10 protein-coding genes, 8 pseudogenes and 1 riboswitch are annotated in these 10,521 nt (G+C 58.0%); all 18 genes and pseudogenes read left to right on the plus strand.

Translation table 11 applies throughout. The annotated features are described in order from the left end of the window. The first annotated feature begins 167 nt into the window (after nt 1–167). The 18 genes and pseudogenes from ACR3EN_RS21420 (at nt 168) to ACR3EN_RS21505 (ending at nt 10,498) form a co-directional block, all read left to right on the plus strand. Nucleotides 168–308, plus strand: a complete 141-nt coding sequence (locus ACR3EN_RS21420; RefSeq protein ID WP_480918572.1) for an outer membrane protein — start codon at nt 168–170, stop codon at nt 306–308. Between the two features lie 177 nt (nt 309–485). After that, nucleotides 486–1,465 (plus strand): annotated as a pseudogene (locus ACR3EN_RS21425) (PhoH family protein). A 42-nt stretch (nt 1,466–1,507) separates the two neighbouring features. After that, nucleotides 1,508–1,996 (plus strand): rRNA maturation RNase YbeY, encoded by a 489-nt coding sequence (gene ybeY, locus ACR3EN_RS21430; protein ID WP_480918564.1) that lies wholly within the window; start codon nt 1,508–1,510, stop codon nt 1,994–1,996. 202 nt (nt 1,997–2,198) lie between these two features. Continuing rightward, nucleotides 2,199–2,912 (plus strand): annotated as a pseudogene (locus ACR3EN_RS21435) (CBS domain-containing protein); the annotation flags it as partial. A gap of 22 nt (nt 2,913–2,934) precedes the next feature. Then, nucleotides 2,935–3,189, plus strand: a pseudogene (locus ACR3EN_RS21440) (hypothetical protein); the annotation flags it as partial. A gap of 44 nt (nt 3,190–3,233) precedes the next feature. Then, a complete protein-coding gene (locus ACR3EN_RS21445) occupies nt 3,234–3,731 on the plus strand; it encodes a hypothetical protein (RefSeq protein ID WP_480918565.1) in 498 nt (165 codons plus the stop codon). Then, a complete protein-coding gene (locus ACR3EN_RS21450) occupies nt 3,724–4,194 on the plus strand; it encodes a nitrilase-related carbon-nitrogen hydrolase (protein WP_480918566.1) in 471 nt (156 codons plus the stop codon). Before ACR3EN_RS21445 ends, ACR3EN_RS21450 begins: the two co-directional genes overlap by 8 nt. Continuing rightward, nucleotides 4,101–4,409: a nitrilase-related carbon-nitrogen hydrolase gene (locus ACR3EN_RS21455; protein WP_480918573.1), complete on the plus strand. Its 309-nt coding sequence runs from the start codon at nt 4,101–4,103 to the stop codon at nt 4,407–4,409. Before ACR3EN_RS21450 ends, ACR3EN_RS21455 begins: the two co-directional genes overlap by 94 nt. Nucleotides 4,410–4,451: 42 nt before the next feature. Then, a riboswitch (SAM-SAH riboswitch) is annotated at nt 4,452–4,500 on the plus strand. Nucleotides 4,501–4,505: 5 nt separating this feature from the next. Continuing rightward, a pseudogene (gene metK, locus ACR3EN_RS21460) lies at nt 4,506–5,680 on the plus strand (methionine adenosyltransferase). Between the two features lie 106 nt (nt 5,681–5,786). Further along, nucleotides 5,787–6,491 (plus strand): annotated as a pseudogene (trmB, locus tag ACR3EN_RS21465) (tRNA (guanine(46)-N(7))-methyltransferase TrmB). Nucleotides 6,492–6,556: 65 nt separating this feature from the next. Then, nucleotides 6,557–7,898, plus strand: a pseudogene (gene aroA / locus ACR3EN_RS21470) (3-phosphoshikimate 1-carboxyvinyltransferase). Between the two features lie 2 nt (nt 7,899–7,900). Beyond that, nucleotides 7,901–8,517, plus strand: a pseudogene (locus ACR3EN_RS21475) ((d)CMP kinase). 91 nt (nt 8,518–8,608) lie between these two features. Continuing rightward, entirely contained in the window at nt 8,609–8,782 is a 174-nt protein-coding gene (locus ACR3EN_RS21480) for a hypothetical protein (RefSeq protein WP_480918567.1), read from the plus strand. Beyond that, nucleotides 8,779–8,976 carry a hypothetical protein gene (locus tag ACR3EN_RS21485; protein ID WP_480918568.1) on the plus strand — a complete coding sequence of 66 codons (198 nt, stop codon included), beginning with the start codon at nt 8,779–8,781 and terminating at the stop codon, nt 8,974–8,976. The genes ACR3EN_RS21480 and ACR3EN_RS21485 overlap by 4 nt, the downstream gene beginning before the upstream one ends. Before the next feature lie 455 nt (nt 8,977–9,431). Further along, the gene (locus tag ACR3EN_RS21490) at nt 9,432–9,692 is read left to right on the plus strand and encodes a tryptophan 7-halogenase (RefSeq protein WP_480918569.1); all 261 of its coding nucleotides are present in this window, start codon (nt 9,432–9,434) and stop codon (nt 9,690–9,692) included. Between the two features lie 255 nt (nt 9,693–9,947). Further along, a pseudogene (locus ACR3EN_RS21495) lies at nt 9,948–10,085 on the plus strand (tryptophan 7-halogenase); the annotation flags it as partial. A gap of 40 nt (nt 10,086–10,125) precedes the next feature. Continuing rightward, nucleotides 10,126–10,368 (plus strand): tryptophan 7-halogenase, encoded by a 243-nt coding sequence (locus ACR3EN_RS21500; protein WP_480918570.1) that lies wholly within the window; start codon nt 10,126–10,128, stop codon nt 10,366–10,368. Continuing rightward, on the plus strand, nt 10,334–10,498 hold the full coding sequence (locus tag ACR3EN_RS21505) for a tryptophan 7-halogenase (protein ID WP_480918571.1): 165 nt from the start codon (nt 10,334–10,336) through the stop codon (nt 10,496–10,498). Before ACR3EN_RS21500 ends, ACR3EN_RS21505 begins: the two co-directional genes overlap by 35 nt. Nucleotides 10,499–10,521: the final 23 nt, after the last annotated feature.

The following is a 10,521-nucleotide window of genomic DNA, read 5'->3' on the forward strand; positions in this document are numbered from 1 at the left end:
CAATGGTCTGACGAACCGCAGCGGTCGCGTCTTGTATTTTGTCAGCCTTGGTTACGTCTGGGGTGACATAGAAACAACAAACAGCATCACGTCCGGATCGACGGTTCAGTCTTTGCAAACTCGGATCGACGAGGCGGCTTTCGGCAAGTATTGGGGCTGAACACAGGCTGAACGACAATTGGTCGGTTACCGGCGAATACGAGTATGTGCAGTTCGATTCCGAGGATGTCGTGTTTGGTTCTGGATTTTCCACCAAATCCACGCCCAATTATCGGGGACTGCGGTTTGGTCTGAATTACAAATTCTAGCAAAGAACCATTTTGTTTAGCTTTTGTTTGACAACTGGTCGGCGGTTTTGTCCTTTGGCGCGGAAATTTTGAAACTGTGGCTTGCGCCCACCGAGTCTTGTTGTCTACGCTAAAGGTGAAAACGCCAAGACAGGAGAACGGATTGGCCATCGGTGCCTGACCCCACCGCAAGACGACATGCCCCAACGCGAGGCGTTTGTTGAATTCCCGACAACCGATTGTTGATTGATTTATGCGGCGAGTATGACCGCAATCTGGCCGAGATTGAGCAGAAGCTGTCTGTTCAGATCCTGCGTCGGGGTAATCAGCTGGTGGTTATGGGCGACGAGGATCTGCAGAAACAGGCGCTGGAGGTGTTGCAAGCGCTCTATACGCGGTTGGAAGGCGGGCGCGACGTTGAGGCGGCGGATGTGGATCGCGAGCTTTCGCATGGGCGGCTCTGAACAGGAGACTGGCAGCCGCGACGGTGACCAGCTTGAGATGTTCAAGGGCGGGACGGTTGAGATCAAAACTCGTAAGAAACTGGTCGAACTGCGTACAGACGCTCAAAAAGCTTATGTTCAATCCCTTTTCAATAATGAGCTTGCCTTTGGCATTGGGCCTGCCGGCACTGGGAAAACCTATCTGGCCGTTGCGGTTGGCGTGTCGATGTTTATTGGCGGTCACGTGGACCGGATTATCCTTAGCCGTCCGGCCGTCGAAGCCGGCGAAAAGTTAGTACCTGCCGGGTGATATGAAAGACAAGGTCGATCCGTACATGCAGCCTTTGTATGACGCGCTGAACGATTTCCTGCCGGGCAAGCAACTCGCCAAACTGATCGAGGAAAAGCGAATCGAAATTGCCCCGCTGGCCTTTATGCGCGGTCGGACTTTGGCCAATGCTGTTGTTCTGGATGAGGCGCAGAACGCAACCACCATGCAGATGAAAATGTTCCTGACCCGTCTTGGAGAAGGCAGCCGCATGGTCATCACAGGCGACAGGTCTCGGTCGATCTGCCGCGCGGTGTTCTGTCGGGTCTGGCGGATGCGGAACGGCTGCTGAAGGCGATTCCAAACATCAGCTTCAACTATTTCACGTCAAAGATGTTGTGCGCCACCCGCTTGTGGCGGCCATTATTGAGGCATATGAGGCTGAAGCTGGCCGCGAAACGGGGTGATATCCCGGGCCTCGTCGGTTTGAGGCTGCGGAAAGTGTCGAAATGAACCAAGTCACAGTCGAAGACTCGCGTTGGCAAAATCTTGAAGACTTGTCGCAGGACGCTATCGGCGCCGTGCTCTCGCATGTGGGCTGCCCCGACATCTGCGAAGTCAGCGTATTGGGATGCGACGATAACCGTATTGCCGAGTTGAATGACGAGTTTCGGGAAAAACCAACAGCGACAAATGTTCTCAGCTGGCCGGGAGCCGAATTGGGTGCGGTTGATGCCGGGCAAACGCCGCGTCTCCCGCATCCGGATCTCACCGGCGAAATCATGCTGGGTGACATCGCAATCGCGTTCGATACCTGCGCGCGCGAGGCTGCTGCGGCGGGTAATTCCATGGACGATCACGTGACGCATTTGCTCATTCATGGAACGTTGCATTTGCTGGGGTATGATCACGTTCGTGACCTGGACGCCACTTTGATGGAGGCAGTTGAGGTCGAGATACTTGGCAAAATGGGTATTGATGACCCATATAATACATGACGTGGGTTACCAAACCCGATCAATTGGAACAGGATAATGGGCGATATAGACGGCAGTTCTAGGGCGGCGCACAGCGCGCAACCACAGAACAGCGGCAACGACATCGAAGAAAAAGCAGCATTTTTTCTCCAGTTTTGATGCTTTCTCCGGTCCGGACGACAAGCAAGACCACAGTCAACGGGGCGAGGCGGTTGCCGTGCAGCCGCGTGGCATGATCAACCTCCGCCGGATGCGGGTTGAGGATGTCGCGATACCGACCGCGGAAATTATCTCAGTACCTTCTACGATATCCAAAGATGAACTCGCTCAGGTGTTCCGTGACAGCGGGCTATCTCGGGTTCCTGTCTACGAAGGCACGCTGGACACACCATTGGGGTTTGTACATCTAAAAGACTTTGCTTTGATCCACGGATTCAACGGGGATCGGACGAGTTCGACCTGAAATCGATGCTGCGCACGTTGCTGTTTGTGCCGCCTTCAATGCCGATTGGGGTTCTGTTGACGAAGATGCAGACCGAACGGCGTCACATGGCGCTGGTGATCGATGAATATGGCGGCGTTGACGGGTTGCTTACAATCGAAGATCTGATTGAGCAGGTCGTGGGTGAGATCGCCGACGAACATGATGCGGATGAAGACCAGCTTTGGATTCAGGAGAAACCAGGCTGCTACGTTGTTCAGGCCCGCGTGCCTCTGGAAGAGTTCGAAGCCGAGATTGGCCGATCCCTGACCGATCATAAGGATGTCGATGACGAAGACATCGACACCCTCGGGGGCTGGTCTTTATGCTGTCTGGGCGCGTTCCCGCGCGGGGCGAGGTTGTGTTGCATCCCGAAGGTCCGGAATTCGAAGTTATTGACGCCGATCCACGCCGCATCAGCGATTGCGCGTGATGTTGCCGGATATCGCTGCATGAACCCTGCCCAGGGCTGGCCTGTATGGGTGAGGCTCGTGGTTGCCGCCGCGCTGGGCGCGTCGGCTGCCTATGGTCTTGCCCCGTTTGGGTACTGGCTGGCGACATTGACCTCACTGGTTCTGATCACGCCCCTGTTTCTTGCCAGCGAAACGCGCACCCGCGCCGCTTGGCTCGGTTGGGTTTTGCGACCGGCTACTTTGCGCACGCGTTGAACTGGATCATCGAGCCGTTTCAAGTTGATGCCGCACGACACGCCTGGATGGCGCCGTTCGCCCTGGTCTTGATGGCGGGCGGGTTGGCCTTGTTCTGGGCGCTCGCTTTTTGGCTGTCGCGCCGGTTGGGGCGCCGGCGCTGCGTCAGGGCATTCTGTTGGCGCTGGCGCTCTCGCTTGTTGAGTTCGGACGCGGGTACCTGCTCACCGGGTTCCCCTGGGCCGCGGTGGCACAAATCTGGGTGGACACACCAGTTGCGCAGCTTTTGTCGTTGGTGGGTCCATATGGTCTTGCAGCGCTGACGTTTGCGGCGCCCCTGCTTGTCGGTGCAGCGCTCTCGGAACACAGGCCCATCCGGCGTCTTGCGGGACCCGTTGTCTTTGCCATGGGTTTTGCGGTTTTAGCTTTGTCTTACGCTGCGATGCGACCTGACGTTCAGGACAGCGAATACACCGTTCGTCTGGTGCAGCCCAATGCTCCACAACACCAGAAGTGGGATCCTGAGTATGCGCCGCTGTTTTTGCACGACAGCTGGAGTTTACGGCTGCGGACCCCGGCCGGATCTGATCGTCTGGCCAGAAACTGCGATTCCGGCATGGTTGGGTAGTGCGCAACCCTATCTGGCGGCAGTTGCCGAGGCGGCGCAGGGTACGCCCGTCATTCTGGGCATTCAGCGTAGCGACGGTCCACGTATCTACAACTCGATGATTTTTCTGGGTGAAGACGGTCGTCAGCAAGGTTTGTACGACAAACATCATCTCGCGCCGTTTGGCGAATATGTGCCATTTGGCGATCTGATGGCGCGTTTCGGCATCCACGGCCTTGCGGCAACAACGGGAAATGGATTCAGCGCCGGACCCGGTCCCCAACTGCTCGATACCGGAGACCTGGGCAAGGCCTTGCCGCTGATCTGTTACGAGGCCGTTTTTACGCAGGACGTTCTGGGTGCACCAACAGGGCGGATTACCTGCTGCAGATTACCAACGACGCGTGGTTCGGCACACGTTCTGGGCCGTATCAGCATCTGGCACAAGCGCAGATGCGGGCTATCGAGCAAGGCCTGCCGATGATGCGGTCGGCCAACACCGGCGTGTCGGCGATGATCGATCCTTTGGGGCGGATCACGGCATCGCTGCCATTGGGGCAGGCCGGGTATGTAAATGCCACGCTGCCGAAACCACAGGCGCCGACGCTTTATTCACGGATGGGCGATAATCCGGTCTTGGTCTTGCTATTGGTGTTGTTCGCGATGTTCTGGCGCAACGCCCGCAAAGATCGACGCTGATTTTGGATTGACCCTGTCTGCCTGGGCGCGTATCCCGTCCGTCGCCTGTCACAACGGCTTCCTGGCGTGGCAGGAAAATCCTAATGGAGCACTTTTATGTCCCGACAGAACTATACATTTACTTCGAATCCGTTTCCGAAGGACACCCTGACAAGGTCTGCGACCGCATTTCCGACGCCGTCCTTGACGCATTCCTGAACGAAGAACCCGAAGCGCGCGTTGCGTGTGAAACCTTCGCCACAACCGACCGTGTCGTCATCGGTGGTGAGGTCGGTCTTTCGGATCAGGATAAATTGCACGATTACATGGGCCGCATTGATCAGATTGCGCGGGCCTGTATCAAGGATATCGGGTACGAGCAGGACAAATTCCATCATGGCACGGTGGAAGTGACCAACCTGCTGCACGAACAATCGGCCCATATCGCGCAGGGTGTAGATGCCGCCCACAATAAGGATGAAGGTGCCGGGGATCAGGGCATCATGTTCGGTTACGCGACGACCGAAACGCCAGCACTGATGCCTGCGCCGATTCAGTATTCCCACGCGATTCTGCGCCGTTTGGCCGAGGTCCGCAAAACGGAACCGAGCCTGCGCTGGGCCCGGATGCAAAATCGCAACTGTCGGTGATTTATCGCGATGGCAGGCCAGTTGGCGTCAGCTCAGTCGTGTTGTCGACCCAACACCTGGACGAGGCTCTGACTTCGGACGATATCCGCGAGATTGTCGAGCCTACATCCGCGAGACGCTACCGGAGGGTTGGCTGACGGCAGAGACCGAATGGCATGTCAATCCCACCGGTAAGTTCGTAATCGGCGGCCCGGACGGTGATGCGGGTCTGACCGGACGCAAGATCATTGTCGATACCTACGGCGGCGCGGCACCTCATGGCGGTGGCGCATTCTCGGCAAAGACCCGACCAAGGTCGACCGCTCGGCCGCATATGCGGCCCGTTATCTGGCTAAGAACGTTGTTGCTGCTGGAATGGCGGATCGCTGCACCATCCAGCTAAGCTATGCGATCGGTGTGTCCAAACCGCTGTCGATTTACGCCGACACCCACGGGACCGGACAGTTGCCGGATGCGCAGATCGAAAAAGCGGTGGGGAGGTCATGGACCTGACACCGCGCGGAATTCGTCAGAAACTGGAGCTGAACAAACCCATCTATCAGCGTACCGCAGCCTGGTCATTTCGGACGCGAACCGGATGCAGACGGTGGTTTTAGCTGGGAGCGGACCGATCTGGTCGACGCGTTGAAACAGGCGGTCTGATTCAAAGAGACTTAGAAAAACGCGCCCGACCCGGCGCGTTTTTGTATCGCATCGCATCGGCGGGCACCTCTTGCAACGCGTTAGGCGGCGCAGTATGGCCAGCGTCATGAACTCCAAGACACCACAACGCCCACACAGAAACTTCTACGGCCGTCTCAAGGAAAGGCCCTCAAGAGAAGTCAACAGACCTATCTGCACGAAGATCTTAACGCCTTGTCACCCGGCGCAGTGGATTGGCAGACCAACCCCGAGCGGCACCCGCTGAACCTGCAAGAGTTGTTCGGCGGCAAGGATGTTTGGCTTGAAATGGGTTTGGCGGTGGTGAGCATCTGGTGCATCAGGCGGCGCGCAACCCGAACACCGGTATCATCGGGGCTGAGCCTTACATCAATGGCGTCGCAATGTTGCTGGGAAAAATCCGCCGTGCAGGCGTGCACAACCAGCCGTTCATCCCGGCGATGCGCGCGATTTGTTTGATGTGCTTCCCGATGCCAGCATGTCGCGGGCGTTCCTGCTGTATCCGGACCCCTGGCCGAAAAAACGGCACCACCGCCGCCGTTTCGTGACAACCGAACATCTGGAGCCGCTGGCCGTGTGCTGAAACCGGGCGCGATTTTCCGGGTGGCAACCGATATCCCCGACTACGTCCGTCAAACATTGGAAGAGGTCCCGCGTGCGGGTTCGAATGGCTGGCCGAGCGCCCGGCGGACTGGCGCGAGCCTTGGGATGATTGGATCTCCACCCGCTACGAACAGAAGGCCCTGCGCGAGGGCCGCACACCACCTACCTGACCTTCCGGCGCAAGGGGTGATTGCGCTGGACCAAGCGGCGGCAATTCGCTAATCGGCCTGAGTAAGACAGCGCAAAGGAACCCTCATGTCCGGACACGGTTCGCCCATCCCGATGACCTCCGCCCCTGTGGCCCACTGACTGGAACGGCAGAGGTGCCCGGCGACAAGTCGATCTCGCACCGGTCTTTGATCCTGGGTGCAATGGCGGTGGGCGAGACCAAGATCTCGGGCCTTCTCGAGGTGAGGACGTTCTGGACACAGCTAAGGCGATGCGCGCCTTTGGGGCCGAGGTGACCGATCACGGTGGTGGGGAGTGGACGGTGTATGGCGTGGGCGTCGGGGGCTTTGCGGAACCCGATCAGGTGATCGACTGCGGTAATTCAGGGACCGGCGTGCGGTTGATCATGGGGGCAATGGCGACCTCACCGATCACAGCGACCTTTACGGGCGATGCAAGTCTGAACAAACGCCCGATGGCGCGTGTCACGGACCCGTTGTCTCTGTTTGGAACGCAGTCCGTTGGGCGGTCAGAAGGGCGTCTGCCCATGACCATCGTCGGTGCCGCCGAACCGGTGCCCGTGCGGTACGAGGTTCCGGTTCCCTCTGCGCAGATCAAATCTGCCGTGTTGCTGGCGGGCCTGAACGCACCCGGCCAGACCGTGGTGATTGAAAAGAAGCCACCCGCGACCATTCGGAACGGATGCTGGCGGGGTTTGGCGCTGAAATCACCGTTGAAGACACTGATGAAGGTCGGGTGATCACCTTGACCGGTCGCCCTGAGTTGAAACCGCAGGTAATCGCCGTACCCCGCGATCCGTCCAGTGCGGCGTTTCCGGTTTGCGCAGCCCTGATCACGCCGGGTTCGGACGTGTTGGTCCCCGGTATTGGCTTGAACCCAACCCGCGCCGGTCTGTTCACCACGCTGCGAGACATGGGGCCGATCTAACCGAAAACGAGCGCGAAGAAGGTGGCGAGCCCGTGGCCGATCTGCGCGCGCGGTATTCGCCCAAAATGCGGGGTATCACGGTCCCGCCGGAACGCGCCGCGTCGATGATCGATGAATACCCGGTGCTCTCCGTTGTGCAGCAAACGCCACGGGAACCACGGTGATGGGCGGCGTCAAAGAGCTGCGTCAAGGAAAGTGACCGGATCGGCGCAATGGCGCGTGGCCTGAGGGCCAATGGGGTCACTGTTGAAGAAGGCGAGGATTGGTGGTCCGTCGATGGCCATGGAATCGGCGGCGTTCCAGGCGGCGGTACGTGCGAGAGCTTTCTGGATCACCGCATTGCCATGTCCTTCATGATCCTCGGGATGGGCGCGCAAAAGGCGGTGACCGTAGATGATGCCGGGCCCATCGCTACGTCTTTCCGATTTTTGAACCCTTGATGGCCCGGCTTGGTGCCCAGTTGGTTCGCAGCAATCGGTAGGCTTGACGACCAGTTTCACAGTGGCGATTGACGGTCCTGCGGCGGCGGAGGGAACAATTTCAAAGGCGTCGCAGCGCATTTCGGGTTTGCCCATCTGGATACCGGGCTGCTCTACCGCGCGGTTGGCCGTGAAACGCTCAACGGGGTCGATGCGATCACGGCGGCGCATGCCTTGACGGCAGAGGCGTTGGACCACGGCGATCTGCGCACAGCGGATATCGCGCAGGCCGCATCCAAGTCGCAGTCATTCGAAGTGCGATCCGCCTTGGTCGATTTCCAACGCGCTTTTGCCAGAAGGGCAGGCGGTGCGGTCCTGGACGGCCGGGACATAGGAACAGTGATTTGCCCCGCAGCCGAGGTGAAGCTGTTTGTCACCGCAAACCCAGAGGTGCGGGCGGAACGGCGTTTTCTTGAGCTTCGGGAAAAAGGCGCCGACGTTTCGCGCGCGCAGGTTCTGAACGATGTGCGCGAACGCGACGCGCGCGACGCAGAACGCAGCACGGCCCCGATGAAGCCAGCGGAAGATGCGGTACTGTTGGATACCTCAGACCTGTCGATAAAAGACGCTTTGGACAAAGCAATCGACTTGATCTCGGAACAGCGACGCACCGTTCGGTAGCACTGGATGGGAAATATTCTTCACCAGGCTTTGTTTGGCTTGTGTCCTGCCGCGACCCTATTGTTGGGCCACACACTGCGGGAGAATGATCATGATCCGCCTTGCCCTTGCGCTGATGTTCCTCGCCGGAAGCCTTGCCGCCCAGAGGCTGAGCCGCCGATGGATTACGAAAGGCTGGGCAAGATCCTGTTTGCGCCTCGACCCCGAGACACAGCCACTTGGACCGGGTTTTGAGCTGACGATCTCGGATGTTCAGTTCTGGTGATCACCGATGTCAGCACGGATCGGATGCGTGCAGTGGTGGCGGTCCGCGGTGCTGATGAACTGTCGAAAGAAGAGCTGCACCGTATGATGCAGGCCAATTTCGACACGGCATTGTATGCCGCTACGCGATTGCAAATGGAACCGTTTGGGCGACGTTTATTCATCCGCTTTCGTCGTTGGACAAGGCGCAACTGATTTCTGGATTGGCGCAGACGGTGAACATCGCCGAAACCTACGGCACATCCTATACCGGTGGCGCGATCCAGTTTGGCGGGGTGACAGCGATGAATTGCAACGGCAATTGATCGAAGACCTTCTGAAGAAAGGCGAGGAAATCTGAACCACACCTTGAGTTTAGTGCTTATAGGTGCGCCCACCTCCGTCCGCAAAAGCGACCGTATCGATCAAGATATGCGGGGATTTGCCTCGAACACCTCGCGGTTCTTTTTGTGCGGCCCGGGTTCGGAAGATCGAACGCTCTGAGTCGAAGGATCAGAATGAGACACATGTAAATTTGTCAAGGGTATAGATTGACGCAATAAAGTCGTTATAGTCTCCGGCACGCCAAAGAGGAAGGCCGCTTTACAAGCCCCAAAACAAAAAGGGGCAAGCAGCTAAAAAATCCCCAAAAGCCGACAGGGACAAAGATAATGAATAATCGTTTGCGTAAAATCACCATCGTAGGTGGTGGTACAGCAGGTTGGATGACCGCGCTGATCTTGGACATGGTGTTTTCTCGCACCTCAGCGTCCAAGGATCGCCCCGCGATCTGCCTGATCGAAAGCCCCAATATCTCAACCGTGGGTGTTGGCGAAGCCACAGTGCCGCGTATGCCGGTCACGCTCCGGCAGGCGGGCATTTCAGAGCGGGATTTTTTCGCGAGACCAATGCATCCTTTAAATTGGGGGTGAAGTTCTGCAATTGGAACAAGGACCCCAAGGGTAAACGCATCGATTACGTCAACCCTTTGCCCATGGCCAGGTGCTGGAAGGCTTGGGTCCGCCGAGTATTTCTTGCGATTTGGCAATGGGGACCGGGACTTCACGCAATCCATCTCGCCACATGATGATCTGGCACGCCTATGCAAGGTGCGCGCAGTTGCGTCAGCCGGAATTTGAGCAGCGTTTTGGCTATGCCTATCATCTGGATGCTGTGAAATTTGCAGCATGCTGACACGGGTCTGCACCCAGCGTGGCGTGGAACATATCCAGGATGAGGTGCAATCGGTTGAGCTGGATGAACAGGGCAACGTCAGCCATCTGATGCTGGAGCGCAACGGCCGCCACGACATCGAGATGGTCATCGATTGTACCGGCTTTTCGCGGGTTGATCATCAATCAGGCCTTGGCGAGCCGTTTATGGATTATTCGGACTACCTGCCAAACGATCGCGCCATGGCGCTGCAGATCGAGCATCCTAACCCCAAAGATCGAAAGCGTGACCCGGTCCACGGCACTTGGTGCCGGTTGGACGTGGCGGGTGCCGCTCTATAACCGTGTCGGCACGGGCTACGTGTTCTCGTCCGCGCATCGCACGGATGATCAGGCGGCAGATGAATATCTCGAATGGCTGGGCGCCAGCGGCTAAGGGTGCGACACCGCGCGTGATCCCGATGCGCATCGGGCGTGTGCGCAATGCCTGGGTCAAGAACTGTGTGGCGATTGGTTTGTCCGGCGGATTTATTGAGCCGCTCGAGTACCGCGATCCATATGATTGATCATGCAATTCGCTGGTTTGCAG

This window comes from Ruegeria sp. G7 (assembly GCF_056535465.1).

Coding starts and splice junctions, on each gene's coding strand:
- ybeY (WP_480918564.1), top strand. CDS start 1,508: ATGAACCAAGTCACAGTCGAAGACTCGCGTTGGCAAAATCTTGAAGAC.
- ACR3EN_RS21480 (WP_480918567.1), top strand. CDS start 8,609: ATGATCCGCCTTGCCCTTGCGCTGATGTTCCTCGCCGGAAGCCTTGCC.
- ACR3EN_RS21490 (WP_480918569.1), top strand. CDS start 9,432: ATGAATAATCGTTTGCGTAAAATCACCATCGTAGGTGGTGGTACAGCA.
- ACR3EN_RS21505 (WP_480918571.1), top strand. CDS start 10,334: ATGAATATCTCGAATGGCTGGGCGCCAGCGGCTAAGGGTGCGACACCG.